Source organism: Rhodococcus sp. TAF43 (assembly GCF_052113525.1).
GTDB lineage: Bacteria > Actinomycetota > Actinomycetes > Mycobacteriales > Mycobacteriaceae > Prescottella.
The window spans coordinates 90,802-116,463 of sequence record NZ_JBFRDL010000002.1 but is presented as its reverse complement, the minus strand read 5'-3'; the positions used below and the strand labels follow the sequence as shown (position 1 = coordinate 116,463).

The 25,662-nt window shown below is 68.3% G+C and carries 22 protein-coding genes and 2 pseudogenes; 10 read left to right on the top strand and 14 right to left on the bottom strand.

Annotated elements, in window-relative coordinates:
• Positions 1-72: 72 nt before the first annotated feature.
• Entirely contained in the window at positions 73-666 is a 594-nt protein-coding gene (locus AB4Z09_RS01985) for a TetR/AcrR family transcriptional regulator (RefSeq protein WP_442239054.1), read from the top strand.
• 77 nt (positions 667-743) lie between these two features.
• Positions 744-896, top strand: a pseudogene (locus AB4Z09_RS01980) (pyridoxal 5'-phosphate synthase lyase subunit PdxS); the annotation flags it as partial.
• A gap of 16 nt (positions 897-912) precedes the next feature.
• On the opposite strand, the gene AB4Z09_RS01975 reads toward AB4Z09_RS01980, so the two are convergent.
• From AB4Z09_RS01975 to AB4Z09_RS01950, 6 genes and pseudogenes are all read right to left on the bottom strand, one after another.
• Positions 913-1,146, bottom strand: coding sequence for a hypothetical protein (locus AB4Z09_RS01975; RefSeq protein WP_174909234.1), 234 nt, complete (start codon positions 1,144-1,146; stop codon positions 913-915).
• Between the two features lie 53 nt (positions 1,147-1,199).
• A complete protein-coding gene (locus AB4Z09_RS01970; protein WP_217487194.1) occupies positions 1,200-1,292 on the bottom strand; it encodes an alpha-L-fucosidase in 93 nt (30 codons plus the stop codon).
• Positions 1,293-1,403: 111 nt separating this feature from the next.
• On the bottom strand, positions 1,404-1,910 hold the full coding sequence (locus AB4Z09_RS01965) for a DUF7700 domain-containing protein (protein ID WP_174909232.1): 507 nt from the start codon (positions 1,908-1,910) through the stop codon (positions 1,404-1,406).
• A 179-nt stretch (positions 1,911-2,089) separates the two neighbouring features.
• A complete protein-coding gene (locus AB4Z09_RS01960; protein WP_442239053.1) occupies positions 2,090-3,268 on the bottom strand; it encodes a hypothetical protein in 1,179 nt (392 codons plus the stop codon).
• A gap of 72 nt (positions 3,269-3,340) precedes the next feature.
• Positions 3,341-3,541: a hypothetical protein gene (locus AB4Z09_RS01955; protein WP_442239052.1), complete on the bottom strand. Its 201-nt coding sequence runs from the start codon at positions 3,539-3,541 to the stop codon at positions 3,341-3,343.
• A gap of 176 nt (positions 3,542-3,717) precedes the next feature.
• Positions 3,718-4,594 (bottom strand): annotated as a pseudogene (locus AB4Z09_RS01950) (SDR family NAD(P)-dependent oxidoreductase).
• Positions 4,595-4,726: 132 nt separating this feature from the next.
• Between AB4Z09_RS01950 and AB4Z09_RS01945 the strand changes: the two are divergent.
• From AB4Z09_RS01945 to AB4Z09_RS01925, 5 genes are all read left to right on the top strand, one after another.
• A complete protein-coding gene (locus tag AB4Z09_RS01945; protein ID WP_442239051.1) occupies positions 4,727-5,971 on the top strand; it encodes a CaiB/BaiF CoA transferase family protein in 1,245 nt (414 codons plus the stop codon).
• On the top strand, positions 5,971-6,906 hold the full coding sequence (locus AB4Z09_RS01940; RefSeq protein ID WP_174909226.1) for a hydroxymethylglutaryl-CoA lyase: 936 nt from the start codon (positions 5,971-5,973) through the stop codon (positions 6,904-6,906). Before AB4Z09_RS01945 ends, AB4Z09_RS01940 begins: the two co-directional genes overlap by 1 nt.
• Before the next feature lie 18 nt (positions 6,907-6,924).
• A complete protein-coding gene (locus AB4Z09_RS01935; RefSeq protein WP_442239050.1) occupies positions 6,925-7,359 on the top strand; it encodes a PPOX class F420-dependent oxidoreductase in 435 nt (144 codons plus the stop codon).
• Positions 7,360-7,486: 127 nt separating this feature from the next.
• On the top strand, positions 7,487-8,074 hold the full coding sequence (locus AB4Z09_RS01930) for a hypothetical protein (RefSeq protein WP_442239049.1): 588 nt from the start codon (positions 7,487-7,489) through the stop codon (positions 8,072-8,074).
• 117 nt (positions 8,075-8,191) lie between these two features.
• The gene (locus tag AB4Z09_RS01925; protein ID WP_442239048.1) at positions 8,192-9,511 is read left to right on the top strand and encodes a DUF222 domain-containing protein; all 1,320 of its coding nucleotides are present in this window, start codon (positions 8,192-8,194) and stop codon (positions 9,509-9,511) included.
• Positions 9,512-9,553: 42 nt separating this feature from the next.
• On the opposite strand, the gene AB4Z09_RS01920 is transcribed toward AB4Z09_RS01925, so the two are convergent.
• From AB4Z09_RS01920 to AB4Z09_RS01885, 8 genes are all read right to left on the bottom strand, one after another.
• Entirely contained in the window at positions 9,554-12,430 is a 2,877-nt protein-coding gene (locus AB4Z09_RS01920; RefSeq protein WP_442239047.1) for an ATP-binding protein, read from the bottom strand.
• 35 nt (positions 12,431-12,465) lie between these two features.
• Positions 12,466-13,599 (bottom strand): acyl-CoA dehydrogenase family protein, encoded by a 1,134-nt coding sequence (locus tag AB4Z09_RS01915; RefSeq protein WP_174909219.1) that lies wholly within the window; start codon positions 13,597-13,599, stop codon positions 12,466-12,468.
• Between the two features lie 8 nt (positions 13,600-13,607).
• Positions 13,608-14,783, bottom strand: a complete 1,176-nt coding sequence (locus AB4Z09_RS01910) for an acyl-CoA dehydrogenase family protein (RefSeq protein ID WP_114718511.1) — start codon at positions 14,781-14,783, stop codon at positions 13,608-13,610.
• A 91-nt stretch (positions 14,784-14,874) separates the two neighbouring features.
• Positions 14,875-15,318, bottom strand: coding sequence for a hypothetical protein (locus AB4Z09_RS01905; RefSeq protein WP_114718510.1), 444 nt, complete (start codon positions 15,316-15,318; stop codon positions 14,875-14,877).
• A gap of 60 nt (positions 15,319-15,378) precedes the next feature.
• On the bottom strand, positions 15,379-17,904 hold the full coding sequence (locus AB4Z09_RS01900) for an ABC transporter permease (RefSeq protein ID WP_114718509.1): 2,526 nt from the start codon (positions 17,902-17,904) through the stop codon (positions 15,379-15,381).
• Between the two features lie 4 nt (positions 17,905-17,908).
• Positions 17,909-18,676: an ABC transporter ATP-binding protein gene (locus tag AB4Z09_RS01895; protein ID WP_114718508.1), complete on the bottom strand. Its 768-nt coding sequence runs from the start codon at positions 18,674-18,676 to the stop codon at positions 17,909-17,911.
• A gap of 72 nt (positions 18,677-18,748) precedes the next feature.
• Positions 18,749-21,121 carry an arylsulfatase gene (locus tag AB4Z09_RS01890; protein ID WP_442239046.1) on the bottom strand — a complete coding sequence of 791 codons (2,373 nt, stop codon included), beginning with the start codon at positions 21,119-21,121 and terminating at the stop codon, positions 18,749-18,751.
• A 164-nt stretch (positions 21,122-21,285) separates the two neighbouring features.
• A complete protein-coding gene (locus tag AB4Z09_RS01885) occupies positions 21,286-22,047 on the bottom strand; it encodes an SDR family NAD(P)-dependent oxidoreductase (RefSeq protein ID WP_114718506.1) in 762 nt (253 codons plus the stop codon).
• 114 nt (positions 22,048-22,161) lie between these two features.
• Here AB4Z09_RS01885 and AB4Z09_RS01880 point away from each other — a divergent pair, with 114 nt between their 5' ends.
• The 3 genes from AB4Z09_RS01880 to AB4Z09_RS01870 all read left to right on the top strand — a co-directional run bounded on the left by AB4Z09_RS01880 (position 22,162) and on the right by AB4Z09_RS01870 (position 25,657).
• Complete coding sequence (locus tag AB4Z09_RS01880; RefSeq protein ID WP_442239045.1) at positions 22,162-22,938, top strand: deoxyribonuclease IV; 777 nt, start codon at positions 22,162-22,164, stop codon at positions 22,936-22,938.
• 97 nt (positions 22,939-23,035) lie between these two features.
• Positions 23,036-23,665: an AMIN-like domain-containing (lipo)protein gene (locus tag AB4Z09_RS01875; protein ID WP_114718504.1), complete on the top strand. Its 630-nt coding sequence runs from the start codon at positions 23,036-23,038 to the stop codon at positions 23,663-23,665.
• Positions 23,666-23,758: 93 nt separating this feature from the next.
• Positions 23,759-25,657 carry an ABC transporter ATP-binding protein gene (locus AB4Z09_RS01870; protein ID WP_442239044.1) on the top strand — a complete coding sequence of 633 codons (1,899 nt, stop codon included), beginning with the start codon at positions 23,759-23,761 and terminating at the stop codon, positions 25,655-25,657.
• Positions 25,658-25,662 lie beyond the last annotated feature (5 nt).

The window sequence follows — 25,662 nt, the reverse complement described above, 5'->3', positions numbered from 1 at the left end:
CACCCTCCTTTTGACCGGCAGCATCGGGCAGCACTATGGTTTGAATGATTGTTCAATACGAAAGGAACACGCGTGCCCGAAGCCCCCGACAGGAGGTCCGAAATACTCGACGCCGCCGCCGTCCTGTTCGCCGCGCGCGGGATCCCCGGAACCTCGATGCGCGAGATCGGTGACGAGGTCGGCATCAATGCGGGCGCGCTCTACCACTACTTCCGGTCGAAGGGCGCCATCGTCAACAAGTTGGTCACGGTGTTCCTCTCGGATCTCCTCGCGAACTATCGGGCGACCGGCCTCGAGCAGCTCGAGCCGCGCGCACGGCTGAAGGCGATTGTCGACGTCTCCCTCGCGATGGGCGCCGCCCGTCCCGATGCGACGAAGGTCTATCACGCCGAGTTCCCCAACCTTCGCAAGCTGCGCGACTTCACCGAAGCCAACGCGCTCGCCGACGAGATCCAGACGATCTGGCTCGACGCCATCGAGGCGGGCAAGGACGCAGACGTTCTCCGAAAGGACGTACCCTCCAAGGTGTTCCACCGGTTCCTTCGAGATTCGGTGTGGTTCACCGTCTACTGGCGCCGGCCGGACGACCCCTACACTCTCGGCGAACTCTCCGAAGACTGCATGTCCGTCTTCCTCGACGGCATGGCTGCGCGCCCCGAGCGCTGAACGTTTTTCCCACTCCCCCAATCTGTTCCAACGAAGAAGGAAGCGGCTGGGAGCACCCCCGACACCATCCCCACGGGGCCGAGGACGCCGGCGCGATAGTCAAGGCCACCACTTTCCACGACGACCCCGACGTGCTCGCGAAGGTCTCCCGCGGACTCGGCGAGGCCATGGTCGGCATCAACGTCGACGACATCCCGCAGCCGCACTGCCTCGCCGAGCGCGGCTGGTGAACCCGCACGTGGCCGGCTAGCCGGCCGCGCCCGCCAATCGAAGCACGTATGTGGCCGAGACGGACACCTGCGGAGGAAGTTCGACGGAAAGCTGGCCGTCGATCGTGGAGAAGTCCAGTGCGGCGGGGTCGCCGAGCAGTTCGACCCCGTCCACGTCACGAATGTCGACTCCGCGCAGCGTGAAGCGCCGGGTTCCGGGTAGTTCCAGCAGGAACACGAACACGTCGGAGCCCTTGCGGGTGTACCGCACCTGAGTGCCCCCGGACGTCGTTCCGGCAGCAGTCGTCTACGGCCGGCTGCCGATCACCGCACGAAGATTCCGAGCTTGGCGCCGTCGTACCAGCCCGGAAGCGGTCGACCGGACACCGATTCCCAGGTGGGATCGAACATCGTCATCTCTCCTCGAATCGCGACGCCATGTGCTCAGGTTGGCATGCGGCCGGCCGCGAAACCGGTAGCGCTGCACCCGCTGTCCGCGCTATCGGCTCGGGGCGCGACCGCCGGGGTCTACCCGGCGACGTCGAGGAGTCGCGCCACCTCGTCCACCGCCGGGCTGAGATCCACGGCCCGCACCTCATCGGCCAGTCCCACCGAACCGAGGTGTTCGAGCATGTGGGGCAGGCGGGAGCGCAGACGTTCGAGAGTCCATTCCCGGGGATCCCCCTCGGCGAACTGGTCGAAGCGCACAACGACGTTGACCTGCTCGGACTGATGGATGTAGTGGTAGTGCGGTTCGTTGTCGAAACAGTCGAAGCGCAAGCGCTCCAGCCGATCTGCCGTGCCGAGCACGTGGACACATGCGCCGCCGTCGTCGATGCCGCTGTCGTACGTGGCATCGGGACGGCCCCGATCGCGCGCGTTCGAGTTGATGGCCTCGTCGGTGAGACGTCGCGACTCGACGACGAAGGTGAGCGGGCCTGCCGGCACCTCGACGCAGTGCTCGAGATCCATCGGGATCGGCATGACGTCGAAGCTGCGGCCGAGGCGGTACGCCTCGATTCCACTGGGATTCATCTCGACTCCATTTCGCAGACGCGGTGGGCGGGATCCTGATGCGGGGGACCTCCCCTGGACCTTTTCTTGCAAATGTTTTAAAACACTGGATACATGGGCGTCTGCGAGTCAGTCAATGCCCTCCGACAGGAGGGCAATGGGACTGGTTCGACGGCGAGGCAACGGCCTGATGCCGGTGGTCACGACTCACCTCGGGCGGTGAGCGCGGCGATGTCCCCGCCCAACTCGCTCCGATACGTGCCCATCAGTTCCTCGACGCCACCGAACTGATCGCCGACCTGATGCGTGTTGTCCGCCGACAGTTCGCGGTTGCCGGAACGGGCGATCAGATCGTCGATCCGGGTATCGAGGCTCGTGGCCCAGCGCATCGACGCCATTGCTTGGAGCTGGGTCTCGGCCTGCGACAACAGGTCCCCGATCCGGGCCAGTGCAGCGACCCGGTCGACCAGCTGGTCCCACACCGGCACCAACGCGTCGTGGCGGGACTGCACGTGGTCGCGCGCACCCGGTGTGGAGGTGAGCGCGTTGTCGAGTTCACCGAGGATGCCTTGCAGCGCAACGGTGTCGACCGCAATCTGCGTGAGCTCCTCCGCGAGATCCAGCTGCGCGCGCTGCACCACGAAGTGCTCCGAATGCCATGCGGGAGAACCCTCGATCCGGTCGTAGAGCGAGCCGGCGAGGTACAGCAGGGTGTCGTAGCGGTCGGCGAACCGATCGTCGTCGGGTTCCACGGCACGTTCGAGCGCGTCGACCGCCCGTCGACCCACGTCCTCGGCCCGGGTGTGCTCGGACAGCCGGGCCACACGCTGCGCCGTCGACTCGAGGACCGCGTTGCGGAACTCGTGCAGATGCCGCCGTTCGACCGGCAACGGAGCGGGGGTGTGCTGCAACGCCGCGAACAGCGCGTCGCGCTGTCCGGGGTCCAGATGCACCCCGTCACGGCGCTCGCGGCGAATGGCCCGGACGCCACCGCCGTAGTGCATGTTCGACATCGTCACCGCCGAACGCAGACCGTCGATGCGTTTCGCCAGCTCCGCGGCGCGATAGCGGTGCGCCAGCTGCACCGGGCCGGGCCGCAACGACGCCGCCCGGGTGGCAAGCCGCGCGTGCTCGTCGGTGAGCAGGCGAAGACCACCGAAACCGCCGATCGACGGAATCGTCCGGCCCGCACGACGACGGGCGGTCAGGGCTTGCCGCGTCGGCCCGTCCACTCGCCCGGCCGCGATCAACAGCGCGGCGACGTCGGACAGCGGCGGGTGCCGGCCGTCGAGTCGGGCACGCTCACACCAGCGGCGAACCTGGTCGTTGATGCGAGCGCGCCGTTCGTTCACGGCTGCGGACGGGTCGGGTGCAGGCATCGCGCCTCCTCGAAGGGCTCCTGCCCACCACTGTCCCAGAAATCGGGGACCCGCGTGGCGACGGCGGCGCCGTCAGCCCGCGATCCGGCCTCGCGGCTCGAGGCGGCCGTGCGATGCGGCCCGGATGCGGAGCAGCAACAGCCCCGACACCGACGCGACGATCAGCGCCGCGACCGTGGCGTGCACGTGCAGTTCGGCCACCCCGACACCGGCCACGACCAGACCTACCAGGAACAGACTCAGCAGAACGAACTTGATTGCAGCGGACTCCATGACGACTCCCTCACACGTCCCGACGCGTGATTTCGGCTCGGGTGTGCAGACAACGACGGCTACGCGGTAGTTCACGTCCGCCGCGAACGCTAACCCCGACGGCCGTCCCCACCGGGACGACACGTCGGGTACCCACAGCCGATACCGATCCGATACGAGTCCGCTACAGATCGGTGTCAGTCGATGACGGCGTCGGAGAACACCGGCGGGTTACCGAGGAACTGCCGGTGCGACGGCGGCTGCCGATCCTCGAGGTCCTTGACCCCGAGTTCCTCCGCGACCTCGGCGCCGACGAGCACCTGACCGCTGCGCTTCATCAGCTCCGGGTCGCGGGCAAGGGCGTCGATGACGCGTCCGGGGAACTCCGCCGACTCCGCGGTCGCCGCCAGACCGTCGTACGCGCCCGGGTTCGCGTCGAACCCGGCCTTGGTGCGCTCGGTCAGGAGCAGACCCATCCAGAGCGAGACGACCGCGACGTTGAAGGGCCGGAAGTCGACAGCCATGTCGTGAGCCATCTTGTCCACCGCTGCCTTGCCGGCGCCGTACGCGGGGCCGTGCATGTAGGCAGGTACCGCCGAACGACGAGGTGTTGACGACGAGGCCCTCACCGTTGGCGGCGAGCAGCGGTGCGGCGTAGTAGCTCGACACGTAGCTGGACCGCATGCCGACGTCCAGCACGTCGAGCAGCGACAGCGACTTCTCCCAGAACGGGCCCTTCTTGGTCAGCTCGTCCGGCACGTTGAGCGCGTTGTTGACAAGGATGTCGAGGCGTCCGTGCTCCTCGCGGAGCTGCGCGAAGAACGCCTCCACCTGGGCGTCGTCGCTGTGGTCGAGGACGACGGGAACTCCCTCACCGCCGCGGCGGGTGATCTCCTCGGCGGTCGCGAACACGGTGCCCGGCAGGGGTGCGTCGCCCTCGGTCTGCGTCCGTCCGGTGACGTACACCTTCGCGCCGGTCGCCCCGAGCGCGAGCGCGATTCCCTTGCCGGCACCGCGGCTGGCTCCGGTCACCACCACGATCCGATCCGAACTCAGACCCACCATGCACTCCATCCGTCGTCGGGCGACCACACATCGAATGTGGCCCACGTCTCATTCAGCACACCGTATGCGCTGGCGTATCCGCATGTCATTTCCCGCTGGACGGGAGAACCACGACGCGCAGGAAGCTGCTTGAATCGAGTCATGACGCAGGACATCCCGACCCGCCCCCACCGGCCCCTCGACGGCGTGCGCGTACTCGAACTCGGCAACTACATCGCCGCCCCCACCGCCGGTCGGCTGCTCGCCGATTTCGGCGCCGAGGTGATCAAGGTCGAGCGGCCCCGCACCGGCGACGAACTGCGCAACTGGCGTCTGTATTCGGGCACCACGTCGATGCTCTACCGCACGATCAACCGCAACAAGAAGTCGATCGTGCTGGACTTGCGGACCGAGGAGGGCCGGCAGCTGGTGCTCGACCTCGCCGCGCAGTGCGACATCCTGCTCGAGAACTTCCGGCCCGGCACGCTCGAGAAGTGGGGCATCGGCCCCGAGCAGTTGGACGCGGTCAATCCCGATCTGGTGATCACCCGGATCTCCGCGTTCGGTCAGACCGGTCCGCTGGCCGAACGGCCCGGCTTCGCCGCGGTCGCCGAGGCGCTCGGCGGATTCCGGGAACTCGTCGGCGACCCGGACCGTCCGCCGGTCCGCGTCGGCGTGTCGATCGGCGACTCCATCGCCGGCCTGTACGCCGCCTTCGGCTCGGTGATGGCGCTGTTCCAACGCCAGTCCCGCACGGGCGAATCGCTCGCGCTGTCGCAGCGGATCATCGACGTCGCGCTCAACGAGTCGATCCTGTCGATGATGGAGTCACTGATCCCCGACTACCTCGCGTACGGCGTCAAACGCGAACGCGTCGGCGGCCGCATGGAAGGCATCGCGCCTTCCAACGCGTACCCGTGCAACGACGGCACCAGCATCATCATCTCCGGCAACGGCGACGCGATCTTCCAGCGCTACATGGAGACGATCGAACGACCGGACCTCGCCGCCGACGAGGAACTGCAGACCAACGCCGGACGCTGGGCGCGCCGCGACGAACTCGACGCCGCGATCGGCGAGTGGACGTCCCGCCACACCCGCGACGACGCGCTGCGCATCCTCGACGCGGCGAACGTCCCGTCCGGGCCGATCTACACCGCCGCCGACATCGTCGACGACGATCAGTACAACGCGCGCAACATGATTCAGACCTTCGACGTGGATACCGGCGCCGATTCACCGCAGCCGGTCGGGTTCCCCGGCATCGTGCCGGTGATCGGCGACAGGTCGCTCCCGATCGATCACGTCGGCCCCGACCTCGGCGAGCACACCCGCGAGGTACTGGCGAGCGTGCTCGGCAGATCCGACGCCGAGATCGAGCGGATCATCGCCGAGACGGAGGACTGATGAGCTACTCGTTTGCACCGCAATCGATCCTGCGCGACGTGACGCTGCGCGACGGACTGCAACTCACCGGCAAGGTGCTGCCCACCGACCGCAAGCTGGAGATCGCGCGCGGGCTCCTCGCACTGGGCGTACCCGAACTCGAGATCGGGTCGATGGCGCGGCCGGACCTGGTGCCGCCCATGGCGAACACCCTCGAGGTGATCGGGGAACTGACGCCCGAGGAACTCGACCGCTGCTGGGTGTGGGTGGCCACCCCACGCCACGTCGAGAAGGCCGCGGCTGCCGGCGCCCGCAACTTCCAGTACTGCTTCTCCGCATCCGAATCCCACAACCGCGCCAATATCGGCCGCTCCACCGACGACAGCCTGGCCGCGATGCCGGCGGCGATCGAGTTGACCCGCGCCGTCGGTGGGCGCATCCAGCTGTGTATCGCAACGTCGTTCACGTGCCCGTTCGAGGGCGACGTCCCGGCCGATCGGGTGCTGTCGATCGCGAACGATCCCCGCGCGGACGGCGCGGACGACATCGTCCTCGCCGACACGCTCGGCCAGGCGGTGCCCGCGCAGGTGGCGGCGTTGATCGGCCGGGTCGCGACCGAAAGCCCCGAGCGGCGCATCGTCTTCCACGGCCACGACACCTGGGGGCTCGGTGTCGCGAACACACTCGCCGCGATCGCCACCGGGGCATCGGTCGTGGACGGCTCGCTCGGCGGACTCGGCGGCTGTCCGTTCGCCCCCGGCGCCAGCGGCAACACCTCCAGCGAGGACATCGCGTTCGCAACCCGCCCCGGGTGGCTGACACCGGCCGCACTGACCGGCCTCGTCGACATCGCGACTCCGATGCTCGCCGAACTCGGCGAGCCCAACCGCTCCCGCACCGCAGAGGGAACACGCTCCGCGGCACACGCTTTCGAGTGGGTGCGCCCGGGCGGGTGATCACGAGAGGAAGAGCCTATGTCCTTCACTGACGACGAGGTCGAGTTCCTGCGGTCACAACCGCTCGCTCGACTGGCGACCACGTCCGACGACGGCCAACCCGATGTCGTCCCACTCGCCTTCGAGTTCGACGGCACCCACTTCTGGATCGGTGGGACCGGCGAGCCCGTGCTTCACACCAGAAAGTTCCGAAACATACTCGGCGGCCACGACAGGGTGGCACTCGTCGTCGACGAACTGATGTCGCTCGACCCCCTCACCGCCAAGTGCATCCGGTTCTACGGGATCGCGGACCCGCCGATCGAACGCGTCGGGATCGTCGGCGCCGGACTGTACTCACGGATCATCCCGACAGTGTCGTGGAGTTGGAACATGGCGGGCGAACCGGCAGGCGACGTGTGGTACGAGCCGCGACGAGCGGTGCACACCACCGCCACGGACTCGGACGACTGACGCGGGGCCGAGGAATCGGAATCTTCCAAGTCCCCTAGAGCGATATGAATCCGCGTCAGCCGAGAAGGAGGTTGCTGGGTCAGCTTCGCTGATTGCTCGACAATTCAGGGGCGGACATACTGCTCGAATGACCATCACACGGTGTGTCGATCTATCGGCTGCGCTCTGGCTCGAACAGCGAGACGAGGACTGGCGGCGACTGGCCGCTCGCGGGCCCCGCTGCTTCGACAAGTACGCACGTCTGAGGTTCACCCCGGACCCGGGCCATCCGGGACAAAGCGCCAACAATGTCCACGCCGCTCCGGACGCGCTATCCGACAACGAACAACTCGGTGTCGTCCTGACCCAGCTGGCCCGATGCACCGGCACGCCTGATGATTGCTACTTCTGCATTTGGGATGGATGGCCAAGCTTCCACATCGACGATCCGATGCCGAAGGTCTCGATACCGAACCGCGACTACTTTCTGTTCCACGGAGCACTTGCCGACTTCGCCGAATGGGACGTCCAGATCAAGACGCTTCTGCACGACATCGAAGCCCCAACCCCAGCGTTCGTGTGGCCGGCCGATCATGCGTGGTGTGTGACGTGCGACGTCGATCCCCATTTCGCGTCGATTGGTGCTGGGTCCGACGCGATCGCTCAGCTCGTGATCAACCCTCACGTCGACGTTGTAGTCGACGATCCCGACAAAGAACCACCGTATTACTGCTGAGAGGAGACGTTTTCGCTCCAGCTCGTCGTCGGCCGGCCGATCCGGCCGGGCGCCCCGCCTGCGCGGTACAACTAGAAGACCATTGACTCGAACACCAGTTCGAACTAGACTTGCAGCATGAATCCGGGGGGAATCATCGAACCAGGCGCAGCTGCCTTACCGCTGCACGCCGAGGATGTGCGCGCGCTCCCCGAATCCGAGCTCCTCGCCGCCGCGGTCGACATTTCCCGCGAGATCGAACGCCTCGAAACACTCCGGATCGCTGCGGTCGCCGAAATCGACGAGCGCGCAGTCTCGTTCGACACCCTCGGGTTCCGCAGCGTCAAACTCTGGCTCGCATCGAAAACCCTCCTCCAAGTACCCGCCGCCGCACGGATCCTCGCCCTCGGTAAAGCCCTCCGACGCCAACCCGAGATCGCCGACGCCTTCGACGGAGGCCGCATCTCCGCCGACCACGCCGGGTTGATCGCCAGATTCTGTGAGCGCCCGCCCCGCGGCATGCCCGACGAAGCCCTCGATTCGTGCCGCAACGTGCTGCTGGACTGCGCCACCGGACCCACAGCCACCACCGACACCCTGCGCGGCACCATCGCCAAACTCGAGCGGATCTTCGAATCCGACGAACTGCCCGCCAGCGAAGACACCGACCGCAACGAACTCCACGCCTCCAAGACTTTGAACGGGCGCGTCGCCGTCAAGGGCGACTTCGACTCGGTCACAGGAGAAATGCTCCTCACCGCGCTATCGGCCCTCACCAAACCGAGGAACCCGGTCGACGACCCCGCGAACCTCCGCACGCCCGGGCAGCGGCGCGCAGACGGCTTCACCGAGATCCTGCGACACTACCTGAACTCCGGCGCAGCTCCTGTCGAAGGCGCCGAACTGCCACACCTGTCACTCCACGTGAACGCCCGCGACCTCGCCCGCACCGAGCCGAACACTGACGACCACGCCGACACAGGCAGCACCACGCCCGCCGATCACGCGGACACGTTGGGAGACAAGGACGTCGCCTGGATGCCGTGGATGGGGCCGCTCACCATCGCAACCGCCCGCCGGATCGCCTGCGACTGCGCCCTCACCCCGATCGTCATGAAGGACGGGGTACCACTCGACCTCGGCCGCACCACCCGCACCGTCTCGAAGAAACAACGCCGAGCCCTAGTCGCCCGCGACAACGGCTGCGCCTTCCCCGGCTGCGGCGCACCACCCGCCCACTGCGAAGGCCACCACGTCAAACACTGGGCCGACGGCGGACCCACCGACCTCGACAACCTGGTGCTGCTGTGCCGCTACCACCACCGGTTGCTGCACCACTCGCACTGGGACGTCGAGATCGGCCCCGACCGGCAACCGTGGTTCACACCACCAAGCACCGTCGACCCCCACAAGAAACCCATCCCCGCCCACAACCGGGCCGGACCACGGGCGGCGTAGCAGCCACACTCGAGGGACTGTTCGTCCGTATAACGTTGGGCTCTAATGTGATTCCGGAACCGGCCCCTCGACGAGCTCGCCCACCAACCGGTTGACCTCTTCGCGAGTGAGGTGCGAGCCGACGGCCGCGTACTGCTCGTACTCCTCGTCGTCCAGGGCGTCGTGGACGACGGCGGCCTCGATCGGCCCATCCACAGCGTCGAGCCACGCCGGCAAGAAACCGGCCTGCGCGCCCAGCGCATCGACGGCCCCCAACAACACCGCACCGTCGGTGGGACGCCCCGCCGCCGCCAGAACCGCAGCAGTCGAGTGGATCATGACCAGCCACGACGTCACATCACCCTCCTCCTGAAGATCGGCCCGCAGCACCCGCATCGTCGCCAGTGCACCTTCGACATCGCCGGCATCCGCGGCCGCCTTCATCAGCGCCCACGTCGACGACGTCACAGCCCAGCGGTGACCGCACCGCTCCGCAACACGGATCGCCTCCCGCAGTTCGTTACGAGCATCCTCGAGCTCGCCCACCGAGCGCAGCAGCATGCCGAGCACCATCCGACCCTCCGCCTCCGCCCACACCGCGTCGTGCTCGGCCGCCAACTGCACTGCGTGGCGGGCCAACTCGACCGCCACCTCGGGCCGGCCCTGCATCGCCACGAAATGCGCGCGCCAGGCGTCGTCACGCGCCACCTCGCCGGTCTCACCGATCGAGGACCACAGCTGCGCACCGCGCCGCACCGCGTCCTCCGCCGTGGGAGCATCACCGGTCAGGTAGGTGAGCGACGCGAGCCCGTCCAGTGCCCGCGCCATGACGCGAGGCTCCGGTGGACGCCAGTCCCCCGCAACAAGATCCAGCGCTGTGCGCAGGAATTGCAGCCCCTCCCCGATGTTGCCGACGCGATACCAGTACCAGGCGAGACCACCGGCCAGTTCCAGCGCATAGTGCGCGTCGTCCACCGCGAAGGCCGACTCGAGCGCTGCTCGATGCTCCGCCTGGTCCCGTCCGAGCATGTTCATTGCCTGCCCCGCCCGAGCACTCCGCAAAGCACCCGCGACAGACTGGACGCGTGCAAGCACGAAAGCCCGGTGCGCCGCGTGGATCGCGATCGTCTCGGCGTCGTCGGCCTGCTGACGCGCAAACCGTCGCACGGTCGCCAGCATCCGGTAGCGGGTAGGTGAGCTTCCGGGAACCACGCGGACCAGCGAGCGGCGGACCAGCGAGGTCAGTACCCCGGACACCTCCGCGGTGGTGCCCAGCAGGCACATCGCCGCAGCACCCTCCACGTCGAACGACCCGGCGAACACCGCGACCCGACGCAGAAGACGGGCCTCCTCGTCTGACATGAGCCGGTTCGCCCAGTCGATCGTGTCCCACAATCGACCGCGAGTACCGATGGTCTCCGTCAAGTTCCCGTGCTGCAGCGTGTACCGGTCCACGAGCCCGGCCGCTATCTGGTCCTCACGCATCCACCGCAACTGCGCCGCAGCAAGTTCGATGCCCAGTGGCAGCCCGTCGACCGCACGACAGATCGTGTGCACGGCCTCGGTGTTCTTCGGATCCAACTCCCATCCGGCGGTGACACCGCCCGCCCGCTCGGCGAAGAGTTCGACCGCGACGTCGTCCACAGGCAACGGCTCGACCTCGTACACGACCTCACCGGTGACCCCGAGCCGTGCTGTGCCCGTGACGATCACGTGAATCTGCGGGCACCTGGCGACGATCGCTCGCGCGACGTCGGCCGCATAGTCGGCGACGTGCTCACAGTTGTCGAGGACGAGCACGCACGATCGAACCGCCATCACCTCCGCCAGGTGCGTCGCCGAACCCACCCCCGGTAGCGACAACAGGGTCGCGATCGTCGACGGGATCAGCGCCCCGTCCGTCACCTTGGTCAGATCCACAACCCACGGCCCGTCCGGATCGTCGCGCCGACGACACACCTCGACCGCGAGCCTGGTCTTGCCGACGCCACTGGGACCGACCAGGGTGACCATCCGCCGCTCGTCGAGCAACTGCACGACCGCCGAGACGTCCCGTTCACGATCGACCAGACGAGTCCGCGGCACCACCAGATTCGACCCCGCCTTCTGCGGCGGCGGCGACACCCGCGCCGACTCCAGATACACGCTGTCGTTCGTCAGGATCGCGGATTCGATGCGTCGCAGACCCGCGCTGATCTCGGTGCCGAGCCGGTCGTCGACGATGGCGCGGCAACGGCGGATCGCCGCGAGCGCATGCGGCAGCTGACCCGACTGGCACAACCCCAGCACCAGCAACTCCCACGCCCGTTCGTCGAGCGGATGATCCGCCACCAGCGCTTCGGCCTCGACCACCGCCGACGCCGGCGCAGCGCCTTCGAGGTGCGCTGTCGCCAACGACATCCGCGCGTGGTACCTCAGCGAGGTCAGCCGTGCCACCTCGCTCTCGATGAACACGGTCTCGGTGAACGCGGACGACGGAATTCCCGCATAGGCGAGGCCGCGCCACTCACGGAGGCTCTCCTGGTAGGAGTGGGCGGCCGCGACCGACGAGTGTTGCAGCATCGCGTCGCCCTGGCGGACGTGGTCGACGAACCGGGCCGAATCCACGGCATCACGCTCGACGGCGAGCTGGTACCGGGTGCCCTCACGCACCAGGATGCTGCCGCCGGGTGCCGGGCGGTCACCGTCGAGCCGACTCCGCAACCCCACCAGCGCCTGCTCGAGTGGATCGGTCTCCCCGCCACCGGGCTGCCCGTTCCTCTCGGCCGCCGCCCGCGTGTGCCGGACCTGTGCGCGGAGACGTTCGACGTCGACGGAGTAGGGGAAGGCCACCAGCAGTGCCGCGAGCAGTGCGCGCTGCTGCTGATCGAGCAAGACCGGTTTGCCCCCGCGCACGGCCGTGACGGGACCCAGGACCGCGAACTCGATTCCGTTCGCCATCGGTCACTCCCTTCGCGCCGTCCGGGCGGACGCCGTCAGCCCGCGACGTCGACCATGTCGTGCCCCGCGACGTCGGCGACGAGGACCCGCAGGTGATCGTCGGTCGAGCCGAGGGTGTGTTCGATCGCGGTCAGTCGGGACACGTAGTGCCCCACCACGTATTCGGCGGTCATACCGATGCCGCCGTGCATCTGGATCGCTTCCTGCCCGATGTGCCTGGCCGACCGGCCGATCCGCAATTTCACCCGCGATGCGATGACCGGATCGATCACGCCGTCGGCGAGCGACATCGTCGCGTACAGACTCATGCTGCGGGCCAGTTCCAACGAGACATACATGTCGGCCGCGCGTTGAGTGAGAGTCTGGAAGCTCGCCAGCGGCACACCGAACTGTTTGCGGGTCCGCAGGTACTCGGTGGTCAGCCGCAGGGTCTCCTCCATCGCGCCCACCGCCTCGGCACACAGCGCGGCCTGCGCGCGGACCTGCGCGGCGTGGATCGCGGCGACGACATCGCCGCCGTCGCCCAACGGCTCGGCGGGGGCGTCCCGGAATTCGATCTGCGCGGCCCGCAAGCCGTCGTGCGTCGCATATCGCTGTCGAGCGACGCCGGGCGCGTCCCCATCCACCAGGAACAGGCCGACGCCGCCGTCGGGCAACGCCGCGGACACGACGACCGAGTCGGCGCAGTCACCGTGCGGCACCGGATTCTTGGTGCCGGTGAGGGTCCACGAATCTCCCTGCCGCACAGCACTGGTGCCCACCTCGACCGCCGGCCACCGGGTCCCCGACTCGGCGTGGGCGAACGCGAGCAGCACCGCGCCGCCGAGGACACTCGGGAGGATCTTCCGCCGCTGCGCCTCGCTGCCGACGTCGGCAATCAACGAACCAGGCACCAGCACTGCATCCAGCAGCGGTTCCGGCGCGAGCCGTCGGCCCAGTTCGGACATCACGAGTCCGACCTCGACCGGGCCGGCATCCGAGCCGCCATCCTCGTCGGAGAATCCGAGCCCGAGCAGTCCGGTCTCGGCCAGCCTCCGCCACACGTCCTCGCTCCAACCGCGCGGCGTCGCCTTGACCGCCGCGAGTGCCTCGGGGTCGTAGCTGCGGCCGAGGAGTTCCCGCGTCGTGTCGCGCAGCAGCTTCTGTTCGTCGTCGAGTTCGAAGTCCATGCCACGCCTCACAATCCGAGGATCGACGACGCGATGATGGTGCGCTGCACCTCGCTCGACCCGCTGTAGATCGACACCTTGCGGTAGTTCAGGTACGCGGGCGCGGCTCGCTGCGCCCACAGTGGGCTCTCGATGTCGGCGCCGGCCTCGAACGGCAACGAGTCCGGGCCCGCGATGTCGACGAGCAGTTCGGTTGCGGCCTGCTGCAATTCGGAACCTCGCAGCTTCAACAGCGACGACGCCGGGTCCGGCTTGCCGTGCACCGAACTGGCGACCACCCGCAGCTGCGTGAGTTCGAGTGCGAGCAGTTCATTCTCGAGTTCCGCGACGCGGGCCGCGAACAGCGGATCGTCGAGCAGAGTGCCCGCACCGAGCGGAGTGCGCGCCGCGTGCTCCTTCGCGCGCGCCAGCTTGATCTTGGTGCGGCCGACACCGGTGACGCCGGTGCGCTCGTTGCCGAGGAGGAACTTCGCGTAACTCCAGCCGGCGTTCTCCTCCCCCACCAGGTTCTCGGCCGGCACGCGGACATCGTCGAAGAAGACCTCGTTGACCTCGTAGCTGCCGTCGATGAGGCGGATCGGTCGCACCGTCACGCCCGGGGACGTCAGGTTCACCAGGATGAACGAGATGCCCGCCTGCTTCTTCGGAGCGTCCGGATCGGTGCGCACGAGGCAGAAGATCCAGTCGGCGTACTGCGCCAGCGTGGTCCACGTCTTCTGCCCGTTGATCACGTAGCTGTCACCGTCGCGGACGGCGCGGGTCTGCAGCGAAGCGAGGTCCGACCCCGATCCCGGCTCCGAGAAGCCCTGACACCACCAGATGTCGAGGTTGGCCGTCGCGGGCAGGAACCGCGCCTTCTGCTCGTCCGAGCCGAACGCCGCGATCACCGGACCGACCATGTTGGCGTTGAACGCCAGCGGCTCCGGGACCGCCGCCAACTGCATCTCGTCGAGCCAGATGTGCCGCTGCACCGCGGTCCAGTCCCGGCCACCCCACCGGACGGGCCAGTGCGGTACCGCGAGACCCGCGGCGTTCAGGATGCGCTGCGTCGTGACCACGTCGTCGCGGCCGAGTGTGGCACCCGACGCCACCCGCTCACGAATCCCCGCCGGGACCTCGCTCCGGAAGAAGGTGCGCATCTCGTCGCGGAACGCGCGCTCGTCCGCGGTCAACGCCAGATTCATCGATGATTCCCTCCACACCTGAACCGGATCCGGGTCCTCGATGCGAACGGTACTCCCATGTAGGGCGGTGAACGGCGCTTTGCCGCGGCGCCTAGCGAGTCTCGAGAACCAGCAGAGCGCCTCCGCCACCGGAGTCGACCCGGGTGGTCAGATCCAGGTCCGGTGCAAGCCGCGAGAGGCGGTCGAGGAGCCACTCACCGGCCGCCCGCGCATCCGCCTCGCCGGGACAGCGTGCCACCGCGACCCGGCCGCCCTTGCGCGTCAACTGCTCGACGACACCGATGATCGGCGCCGGGTCCACCACGAACAGTTCGTCGGGCCACGCGACGACCGGCTTGATTGCGCCCTTCTTGGTATTGCAGGCACGGTGCGCGAGGCGCTCCTGGACCGACTTGCCCTTGCTCTTCTTCGCGGTGCTGATGCCGTCGACGCTCGGTCCGCGCGGATCGTTGACCGACATGTCCGGGTCGACCGGCTCGTCGCACAGCCAACAGCGCCAGCCGTCACGATCACCGATTTCCTGCAGGTTGCTCACGCGAAGACGGTACCTTCGCGGCCGAAGCCGACGAAGGTACCGCCCCTGGTTTCGCCGCGCCTACATGTCGGCGATGGCCTCGAGCGCCCGGGTGCGGGCCGCCCGGTTGGCGGGCCACAGTGCGGCCAGGACGCCCACGACCGCGGAACCCAGCAGCATCCCCAGCACCTGTCCCCACGGCACCGAGATCTGGTCGAGGCCCTGGTCGGCGAGCGTCCGGACGAAGCCCCACCCGAACACGACACCGAGGATGACGCCCACCAGGGCGCCGAACACCGCGATCAGAACCGACTCGAGGTAGATGGTGCGGCGGACCTGCGCCCGCTGCATACCCACCGCGCGCAGCATGCCGATCTCCCGGCGCCGCTCCACGACCGAGAGCGCGAGGGTGTTCACGATGCCGAGGATCGCGATGACGACCGCGAGCGCGAGCAGGCCGTACAGCACGGCGAGCAGCGCATCGATCTGCTGGCCCTGCGTGCCCTTGAACTGTTCGCGGTCCTGGACCTGGACCACGACGAACGGGTCGGTCGCGGTGGCAAGGTCGGTCGCCATCGCCGTGAGGTCGGCACCGGGCGCCGCCTTGATCAGCACCGCCCACTCGGTGCGCATGTTCGGCGCCGTCATCTCCTGGTACACCTGGTCCGAGACGAGCCACGGACCCAGCAGCTGGTTGTCCTCGTAGATACCGGTGACAGTCGTGACGACCTGCTCGCCGTCGCGGTCGGTGAGGGTCACCGGGGTGCCCATCGCCCACCCGCGGTCGGCAGCCTCGGTCGCACTGACCAGCATGTCGGTGCCGGACACCGACGAGGCCCCTTCCTTCATCGTGTAGGCGAGCACGCCTTCCGGCGACCCGCTCAGCGCAGTGCCGTAGACATCGGCGTCGCCGATCTTCGCGGCGACACCGTGCAGCGAGATCGCGTCGGTGACGCCGTTCACCCGCGCGGCGGCGCCGGCGGCGCCGGCCGGCACCCCGATCCCCTGGGGGCCGGTGAGCACGAAGTCGGCCTCCACGCCCTTGTCGACGAGCGAGTTCACGCTCGCCTTGGCGGACGCACCGAACACGCCGATCACCGACACGAGCATCAGCCCGAGGGTGAGCGCGAACGCCGTCGCCGCGGTGCGGCGCGGATTGCGGACCGCGTTGGTGCGGGCCAGACGCCCGACCGGACCGAACGGCTTGGCGAACACGGCACCGAGCGCACCCACCACCGGACGCGACAGCGCCGGAGCGGCCAGCAGCACCGCGAGAACCAGGGCGAGCGCCCCGAGCCCGACGACGGCGGCCGCTCCGCCACCAGTGGATTGTGCTCCGACGACCAGCGCAAGGACACCCAGCACGGCCGCGATCGCGCCGATCAACGTGCGCACCCGCAGGGTGTCACCCGTGGAGGCGAACTCCTCACGCATCGCCGCAACCGGCGGAACCTTGGCGGCCCGGCGGGCCGGCGCGTACGCGCTGACGACCGTGACGATCACACCGAGCACGAGAGCCACGATGATCGTGCGCGGCGCCACCTGCAGCGGGCCGTCGGGCAGGCCGAGATCGAACGCGTTGAGCAGACCCCGCAGGCCGTACGCGAGCCCGATGCCCGCGGCGATGCCCAGCGCGCTGCCGATCACGCCGACGATGAGCGCCTCGAACACGACCGACCGGCCCACCTGCTTGCGGCTGGCACCGATCGCACGCAGCAGGGCCAGCTCGCGCAGGCGCTGCGCGACGATCATCGAGAACGTGTTGTAGATGATGAACGTGCCGACGAGCAGTGCGATGGCGCCGAAGGCCAGCAGGAAGTAGTTGACGAAGCTGAGCGCCTCACCGATCTCGTCCTTGGTCTCCTGCTTGACCTCGGCGCCGGTCTGAACCTTGGTGTCGGGCAGCGCCGCCGCGATCCGATCACGCAGCTCGTCCTGCGACACTCCCGTCCCGGCAACGTCGATGTACCCGACGTGGCCGCCGTCGGTGAACAGCTCGCGCGCCTGCGCGTCGGTGAACAGCGCGCCGACATATCCACCCGTGTCGGACTCGGGCGCGTAGATGCCCGACACAGTGACGTCGTTCCAGCCGCGCATCGTCAGGACGCGCGTGGCGGAGCCGACCTCGAGGCCGGCCCGGTTCGCGGCACCCTCGTTGAGCGCGATCTGGTTCGGCTGCTCCGGCGGGGTACCCGTGACGAAGACCGTCGGCTCTCCCAGTGCCTGATCCGGCGGCAGGTACGACGAACCGATACTGGGTGCGCCACCGTTCTGCATCGGCTTGCCGGCCGAGTTGAGAACAACGATCTGGCCACCCACTGACGGCGCGACGGTGCGGACACCGTCGACGGAGCGGATCGTGTCGACGTCCGCGAGGGGGACGCCGCTCGAACCCTGCTCTTCGGGACTGACGCGGACGTCGACGCCCTGCGCGGTGCCGTCGAAGATGCTGTCGAACGTCTTCTGCAGGGTGTCGGTGAAGACGAACGAACCGGCCACGAACGCCGTGCCGAGCACCACCGACAACACAGTCAGGACGAGCCGCACCTTGTGGGCGGCGAGATTGCGCAGCGAAACCTTGCGCATCGGGGAATTGGTCACTGCCATGGCGTCAGACCGTCTCGAGGTTCTTCATGCGGTCCAGCACCGACTCCGCGGTGGGCTCGCGCAACTCGTCGACGATCCGGCCGTCCGCCAGGAAGACCACGCGGTCCGCGAAGCTCGCGGCACGCGGGTCGTGCGTGACGATGACGACGGTCTGGCCGAACTCGTCGACCGCGGCGCGCAGGATCGACAGGACCTCACCCGAGGAACTCGAGTCCAGGTTGCCGGTCGGCTCGTCACCGAAGATGATCTCCGGCTGCCCGGCCAGCGCCCGCGCGCACGCGACACGCTGCTGCTGCCCGCCGGACAACTCACCGGGCCGGTGGTCCAGCCGGTCCCGCAGCCCGAGCCGGTCGATCACGGTGTCGAGCCACTGCTGGTCGGCGCGGCGGCCGGCGATGTCGAGCGGCAACGTGATGTTCTCGAGGGCGGTGAGCGTCGGCACCAGGTTGAACGCCTGGAACACGAACCCGATCCGGTCGCGGCGCAGCTGGGTCATCTGCTTGTCCGAGAGCGTGGTGAGATCGGTGGCTCCGATCAACACCGAACCCGACGACGCCTCGTCGAGGCCGGCCAGGCAGTGCATGAGCGTCGACTTGCCGGAGCCGGACGGCCCCATGATGGCGGTGAACTCCCCCCGCTCGAACTCCGCGGACACGCCCGCGAGCGCGTGGACCTGGGTGTCCCCCGACCCGTAGACCTTCGTCAGGTTGACCGCGCGAGCGGCGACTGTGGTTTCGGTGGGCAACTCGGTTTCGGTTGGCATGCCAACCATCCTCACCCGCGGGCCCGACAGAAGACCATCGGGGACATCCCTGATCTTGGACCCCGACCTGCGGATGAAGCCTCAGTCATGGGAGAACGCGCGGGCGATCTCCCGCTCGAGATCCAGATACGGCTCACCGGAGACGTCGGCCACCACCTTGGCGATGGTGCCACCACGGAACCGGAAGGGCGCCCGGTAGAGAGCCGAGACGGACTGTCCGGGGTCGCGACCGATGCGGATGCCCTGCCCGACCCCGGAGAACATCGCCGGTTGCAGTCGCATCCCGGTGAGCGAGCCCACCGCACGATCATCGATGTACAGAGTCGTGTCGCCGAGCGGCGTGAACTGGTCGTCGGCCGCGCCGGTCCGGACGAACCGGACGCCGAGCACGTGGTCGCCGGCCGTCACCGGTTCCGTCGACACCACCACCTGTTCCTCCTCGCCCAGGAAGTTGTAGACGTACTTCAGGAACCCGTCCTGCACGAACAGCGTGTGCCCACCGAGCCGGCCGCCGTGCGCGAACAGCACACCCTCGGCGGCACCGGCGGCGGGTCCGCCGTCGCGGGCCTCGATGCTGACCTCCGCGAGCACCGAGAACGACCGGCCCCGCATCTCCAGTGCCGCACCCGGACCCACCTCCGCGGCATCGGGGTAGTAGACGAACGACTCGCGGGCACCGGTGAGGTACGGCCGATACCGCAGGAACGCCGACACCATGTCGAGGTCGTTGAGCGGCAGCCCGCCGTACTTCTCCGCCTCCTCGAACCACAGCGCGCGCATCTCGTCGAGTCTGTCCGGCCGCGCGGCGGCGAGGTCGTGGACCTGGCTGCGATCGCGCGCGATGTGGAACAGCTCCCACCGGTCGTCGTCGAAGTGCGACCAGTTCGACGGCGCCGCGGGGTGGACGGTGTTCGCGAACCAGCCGTCGTGCCAGATCCCGCGGGTCCCGAGCATCGAATAGAACTGGGTCAACTTCCCGGTCGCCGCATCGGGGTCGTCGAGGATCGGCCTGAAGCTGGTGCCCTCGAGCGGCCGCTGCGGAACACCGCCGACCAGAAGCGGCGGATCGATACCGAGGCACTCGTAGACGGTCGGCGTGATGTCGGAGACGCTGATGTAGTGGTCGCGGATCTCGCCGCGGGCCGCGATGCCGTCGGGCCACGAGATCAGGCACGGGTCCGCGATCCCGCCCTCGTGCGACGCGTACCGCTTGAACAGCTTGTACGGGGTGTTGAACGCCATCGCCCAGCCGAGGCAGTAGTGGTTGTACGTCTCCGGGCAGCCCAACTGGTCGATCTTCTCCAGTCCGTCCTCGACCTTGTCGGCGTACCCGTTGAAGAACTTGTACTCGTTGACCGACCCGTTGGGCCCGCCCTCACCGCTGGCACCGTTGTCGGACAGCAGCACGATCATGGTGTTGTCCAGCTGACCCGATTCCTCCAGGTAGTCCAGCAGCCGGCCGAGCTGGGCATCGGTGTAGCTCTGGAACCCGGCGAACACCTCGGCCATCCGGCAGAACAGCCGCTTCTCGTCGTCGCCGAGGGAGTCCCACGGGCGGACCGTGTCGAGCGGCGGCCAAGGCAGGCCCTCCGCGCTGACCTCCCCGGAATACGGGTTCATCGGGGACAGTTCGGTGTCCGCCGGGATCAGGCCGAGCCGCTTCTGATTCTCGAGGACGATCTCCCGGTACTTCTCGTAGCCCATGTCGAAGCGACCCCGGTACCGGTCCGCCCATTCCTTCGAGACATGGTGCGGCGCATGCCCGCAACCCGGACAAAGGTACATGAACCACGGCTTGTCGGGAGCGATCACCTTGGAGTCCCGGATGAACTCGATCGACTTGTCCGCCAGGTCCTTCGACAGGTGGTACCCGTCCTCGGGCGCGTACGGCGGCTCGACCGGATGGTTGTCGTAGACGAGGTTCGGGTACCACTGGTCGGCCTCACCGCCGAGAAACCCGTAGAACCTCTCGAATCCCCGCGCCAACGGCCAGTTCCGTTTGGTCGCGGCGAGATTCGCCTCCTCGAGCGGTGTCAGGTGCCACTTGCCCACCGCGTAGGTGTTCCAGCCGCGCTCACCCAGGACCTCCGACAACAGCGCGCAGTCGGCCGGTATGCGACCACTCGCGTTGGTGAACCCGTCGGTGAATTCCTCGATCGTGGCCATTCCGACCGACGTCGCGTTGCGACCGGTCAGCAGCGACGCGCGGGTCGGTGAACACAGTGCCGTCGTGTGGAACTGGCTGAGCAGCAGGCCGCGGTCGGCGATCCGCTTCAGATTGGGCATTTCGACCAGCCCGCCGTACATGTCCCACGTACCGATTCCGGTGTCGTCCCACACGACGTACAGCACGTTCGGCGCCCCCTCGGGGGCACGAGGTTCCGCGAACGGCGCCCAGTCCGGCGTCGAATCCCGAATGTCGACCGAAACCTTGCCCGTGAATTCCGCAGCCATAACCGGGTCCTCCCGATGCGGTGAGACTCTCATCATCACACGCACCGGGAGGACCGCGGGCCGGATCGTCGGACTACGTTCGACTTTCCGTCACGACGCCGAAACCGCCTGTGCAGTCCGGAAAGTCCACGACGTCCGATCGGCCCGCATCGCCTTCGACAGGCTCAGGCCCAGCGGGCCTGCCCACCGTCGAGCGGAATCGTGGCACCCGTCAGATAGGCCGCATCGGGTCCGACCAGGAACGCGACCGCGCTGCCGATGTCGGTCTCGGCGTCACCGATCCGTCGCATCGGAATGCTCGCAACGAAGGCGGCGGCCTCCTCCGGACGGGCGTCCGCCCAACGCTGCAGACCCGGCGACATTGCATGCGGTGCAACAGCATTGACGCGAATGTTATCGACACCCCACTCGCAGGCGGCGGCGCGGGTGAGCGACCGGACGGCCTCCTTCACCGACGCGTAGCCGCCGTAACCGCTCGCATCCCAGCGCACCGCGACCGACGAGACCATGTTGACGATCGCTCCGCCGCCACGCTCCTTCATGTGCGGGTAGCAAGCCTGCATCGTGCGCAGGGCCGCAACCGGACCCGACGTGTACGCGCGCTCGAGGAGACCCGCCTCGAGATCGTTGATCGGACCCAGCGGGTTGAGGCTGGCATTGTTGACCAGGATGTCGACGCCGCCGAAGAGCGCCGCGGTCGTGTCCACCGAACGCGTGATGTCGTCGGCGCTCGACACGTCCGCGACGACCGGCTCGGCGATCCCGCCGAACGCCGCGATCGCCTCGCACGTGTCGATCAGCTTCGACTCCGTCCGCCCGGACACGGCGATCCTCGCGCCCTCCTTGGCGAGTGCGAACGCAATTCCCTGACCGACGCCCTGGCCGGCGCCCGTGATGAGCGCGACCTTTCCGTCCAACTTGCCCATGTGGTCTCAATCTCCCGCATCTGTCGGTGTGCTGACAGCCACATAACCAGGCGGCGTCCATCCACGGCGGGCGTTTCTCGATGACCGGGACCGCCCCACGGCTACTCTCGGGACATGCGGATCGGAGCCCATGTCCGGCAGGACGCCGACCCCATCGGGGCCGGCGAGCGTCTCGGCGCGGACATCGTCCAACTGTTCCTCACCGACCCCCAGAAGTGGGACAAGCCCGAGCCCCACCCACAGACCGAGCAGATCCTCGCGAGCCCGATCGATGTCGTCGTCCATTCGTCGTACGTCATCAACGTCGCGAGCCTCAACAACCGACTCCGGATGCCGTCCCGCAAGGCCGTCGCAGACCAGGCAGCCGCTGCCGCCGACATCGGGGCAGTCGGCCTCGTCGTCCACGGCGGTCACGTGCGCGACGGCGAGGATCCGGCCGCGGGCGTCGAGAACTGGCGCAAGTTGTTCGAGCGCCAGCAGGACCAGGGCGGTTTCCCGGTCCCGATCCTGATCGAGAACACGGCCGGCGGCGACTTCGCGATGGCCCGCCACCTCGACGCGATCGGACGCCTGTGGGACGCGGTCGGCGAATTCGGCGCGGGATTCTGCCTCGACACCTGCCATGCGTGGGCGGGCGGCGAGGAACTGCTCGGCATCGCCGAGCGGATCCGCGCGATCACCGGGCGCATCGACCTGGTCCACCTGAACAACTCGCGCGACGAGTTCGACTCCGCCCGCGACCGGCACGCGAACCTCACCACCGGCCTGATCGACCCCGCGATGCTCACCGCCGTCGCGTCCGCGGCCGGTGCCCCCGTCATCCTCGAGACCCCCGCCGACGGCATCGCCGACGATCTGGCCTACCTGCGCGACGCCCTCGCCGGCGACTGAGCGCGACTGAGCGCGTCCGACGTCACACATACCGAATCGGACACGACGCCGCGTCGGACCGCGACCGCGGAACGTGCCCGACCTACCATCGCCACTCATGACGTACCTTCGGTCCCGCCGCACGCTCGCCATCTCCTCCGTCGCCGTCGCGGCGCTCGCGCTCGCCGGTTGCTCGAGCACCGACGCCGAGCAGACCGCGTCGACGACCTCGATCACCACGTCGACGTCCGAGGCCTCTCCGACGAACATCGCGCCGCTCGCGGCAGCCGACGGCACGATGACCGACGCCCCGACCGAGGTTGCCCCGCAGACCGGGCAGGCCTCCCCCGACGCCGCGCTGACCATCACCGACATGCGAGTCGGCAGGCACGACGGCTTCGACCGGGTGGTGTACGAGTTCGGCGGCGTCGGCACGCCCGGGTGGCAGGCCGAGATCGTGTCCACCGCGAATCAGCAGGGCAGCGGCAAGCCCCTCGCGGTCGCGGGCCAGGGCATCCTCCAGGTTCTCATCGAGGGGTCGACCATGCAGCCCCAGGCCGGTGTCGAGCCGTATGCGGGACCCAATCCGCTGGAGGTCGGGTCCGGCGGTGTCGTGACCGAGGTCCGCGACGCGGGCGTCTTCGAGGGTCGGGCGCAGACGCTGATCGGGCTGTCCCAGCGGGATGTCGGTTACCGCGTCTACACCCTGAGCGATCCCACCCGACTGGTCGTCGACATCGCTCACTGACTGCCCGCGCCTTGACCTCGAGCAATGTTGAGGTCTTACCTTCGGTGTCGGACCCCGGTCGTATCGTGACCGGGCCGACGAGAGGGGCGCACCATGAGCATGGAGGTCACCGCGTGGAACGCGATGTACAACGCGATGCACGCGCAGCAGGACCGTCGTCCCTTCTCCCGCGCCACGCTGCGCCGGGTGGCCGGCTACGCGCGCCCACACCGTAGCCACATCGCGTGGTATCTGCTGCTCAGCGTCGTCACCGCGGCGCTGGCGGTGGCCACCCCAGTTCTCGCCGGCCGCGTCGTCGACGCGATCGTGGCCGGCGACTCGGCCGACGTCGTGGTGCGGCTTGCGCTGCTCATCGCCGCGATCGCCGTGTTCGAGGCGGGTCTCGCGATCGTCACCCGATGGCTGTCCTCGAGCATCGGAGAGGACCTCATCCTCGATCTGCGCCGAGCCGTGTTCGACCACGTGCAACGGATGCCGGTCGCGTTCTTCACCCGCACGCGCACCGGCGCGCTGGTCAGCCGACTCAACAACGACGTGATCGGCGCGCAACGCGCGTTCAGCGACACCCTGTCCGGCGTCGTCGGAAACCTCGTGACACTGGTGATCACGCTGATCGTGATGATCGGCATCTCGTGGCAGATCACGCTGCTGTCGTTGCTGCTGCTTCCCATCTTCGTCCTGCCCGCCCGCCGGATGGGCGCACGCCTCGCCCAGCTCAGCCGTGAAGCCGCCAACCACAACTCCGTGATGAGCACGCAGATGACCGAGCGGTTCTCGGCGCCGGGGGCCACCCTGGTCAAGCTGTTCGGCCGCCCTGGCCAGGAGTCCGCCGAGTTCGCGGTCCGCGCCCGGCGGGTCCGCGACATCGGTGTCCGTACCGCGATGTTGCAGTCGGTGTTCGTCACCGCGCTGACGCTGGTGTCGGCGCTGGCACTCGCGCTGGTGTACGGGCTGGGTGGTTTCTACGCGCTGCGCGGCCAACTCGAGGCGGGCGCGGTCGTCTCCCTGGCGCTCCTGCTCACCCGGCTGTACTCGCCCCTCACATCGCTGGCCAGTGCCCGAGTGGACGTCATGAGCGCGATGGTCAGCTTCGAGCGGGTCTTCGAGATCCTCGACCTGAAGCCGCTCATCACGGAGAAGCCCGACGCCGTCGACCTCCCGGCAGGCCCGGCGTCGGTCGAGTTCCGGTCCGTCGACTTCGCGTACCCCTCCCCCGACAAGGTGTCGCTCGCGTCGCTCGAGGAGGTCGCCGGACTCGACACCCGTACCGGGTCGACGGTCCTGCACGACGTCAGCTTCCGACTGGAACCGGGCCGGATGGTCGCGCTGGTCGGGTCCTCCGGTGCCGGGAAGTCCACCATCGCGCAGCTCGTTCCACGGCTGTACGACGTCGACGCCGGGTCCGTCCTCATCGGCGACGTGGACGTGAAGGATCTGACCACCGATTCGATTCGACGGACCGTCGGAATGGTGACGCAGGACGGCCACCTGTTCCACGAATCCGTGCGGTCCAACCTGCTGCTCGCCCGGCCCGAGGCGACCGAGGCGGAGCTGTGGGAGGTCCTGCGACGGGCGCGCCTCACCGCCCTGATCGAGTCACTGCCCGACGGCCTCGACACCGTCGTCGGCGAGCGGGGCTACCGGTTGTCCGGCGGTGAACGGCAACGACTCACCATCGCCCGTCTGCTCCTCGCGCAGCCGCGGGTCGTGATCCTCGACGAGGCCACCGCCCACCTCGACTCGACCTCCGAGGCCGCAGTCCAGGAAGCCTTGACCGAGGCGCTCGACGGCAGGACCGCGATCGTGATCGCGCATCGGCTGTCCACCATTCGCGCGGCCGACCTCATCCTCGTGGTCGAGAACGGTCGAATCGTCGAGCGCGGCAACCACTCCGAACTGCTCGCGGCCGACGGACGCTACGCCGAGCTGCACCGGACCCAGTTCGACACCGGCACGCCCGAAGCCCCGGTCCTCACCGAGGTGCTGCGCTGACCTCG

Excerpts from the sequence above, each read along its gene's own strand:
- AB4Z09_RS01935 (WP_442239050.1), top strand. The coding sequence starts at position 6,925 with ATGTCCTTCACTGACGACGAGGTCGAGTTCCTGCGGTCACAACCGCTC.
- AB4Z09_RS01895 (WP_114718508.1), bottom strand. The coding sequence starts at position 18,676 with ATGGTTGGCATGCCAACCGAAACCGAGTTGCCCACCGAAACCACAGTC.
- AB4Z09_RS01885 (WP_114718506.1), bottom strand. The coding sequence starts at position 22,047 with ATGGGCAAGTTGGACGGAAAGGTCGCGCTCATCACGGGCGCCGGCCAG.
- AB4Z09_RS01970 (WP_217487194.1), bottom strand. The coding sequence starts at position 1,292 with ATGACGATGTTCGATCCCACCTGGGAATCGGTGTCCGGTCGACCGCTT.
- AB4Z09_RS01910 (WP_114718511.1), bottom strand. The coding sequence starts at position 14,783 with ATGAATCTGGCGTTGACCGCGGACGAGCGCGCGTTCCGCGACGAGATG.
- AB4Z09_RS01915 (WP_174909219.1), bottom strand. The coding sequence starts at position 13,599 with ATGGACTTCGAACTCGACGACGAACAGAAGCTGCTGCGCGACACGACG.
- AB4Z09_RS01900 (WP_114718509.1), bottom strand. The coding sequence starts at position 17,904 with ATGGCAGTGACCAATTCCCCGATGCGCAAGGTTTCGCTGCGCAATCTC.
- AB4Z09_RS01920 (WP_442239047.1), bottom strand. The coding sequence starts at position 12,430 with ATGGCGAACGGAATCGAGTTCGCGGTCCTGGGTCCCGTCACGGCCGTG.
- AB4Z09_RS01890 (WP_442239046.1), bottom strand. The coding sequence starts at position 21,121 with ATGGCTGCGGAATTCACGGGCAAGGTTTCGGTCGACATTCGGGATTCG.
- AB4Z09_RS01880 (WP_442239045.1), top strand. The coding sequence starts at position 22,162 with ATGCGGATCGGAGCCCATGTCCGGCAGGACGCCGACCCCATCGGGGCC.
- AB4Z09_RS01945 (WP_442239051.1), top strand. The coding sequence starts at position 4,727 with ATGACGCAGGACATCCCGACCCGCCCCCACCGGCCCCTCGACGGCGTG.
- AB4Z09_RS01875 (WP_114718504.1), top strand. The coding sequence starts at position 23,036 with ATGACGTACCTTCGGTCCCGCCGCACGCTCGCCATCTCCTCCGTCGCC.
- AB4Z09_RS01925 (WP_442239048.1), top strand. The coding sequence starts at position 8,192 with ATGAATCCGGGGGGAATCATCGAACCAGGCGCAGCTGCCTTACCGCTG.
- AB4Z09_RS01930 (WP_442239049.1), top strand. The coding sequence starts at position 7,487 with ATGACCATCACACGGTGTGTCGATCTATCGGCTGCGCTCTGGCTCGAA.
- AB4Z09_RS01960 (WP_442239053.1), bottom strand. The coding sequence starts at position 3,268 with ATGCCTGCACCCGACCCGTCCGCAGCCGTGAACGAACGGCGCGCTCGC.
- AB4Z09_RS01870 (WP_442239044.1), top strand. The coding sequence starts at position 23,759 with ATGAGCATGGAGGTCACCGCGTGGAACGCGATGTACAACGCGATGCAC.
- AB4Z09_RS01965 (WP_174909232.1), bottom strand. The coding sequence starts at position 1,910 with ATGAATCCCAGTGGAATCGAGGCGTACCGCCTCGGCCGCAGCTTCGAC.
- AB4Z09_RS01955 (WP_442239052.1), bottom strand. The coding sequence starts at position 3,541 with ATGGAGTCCGCTGCAATCAAGTTCGTTCTGCTGAGTCTGTTCCTGGTA.
- AB4Z09_RS01940 (WP_174909226.1), top strand. The coding sequence starts at position 5,971 with ATGAGCTACTCGTTTGCACCGCAATCGATCCTGCGCGACGTGACGCTG.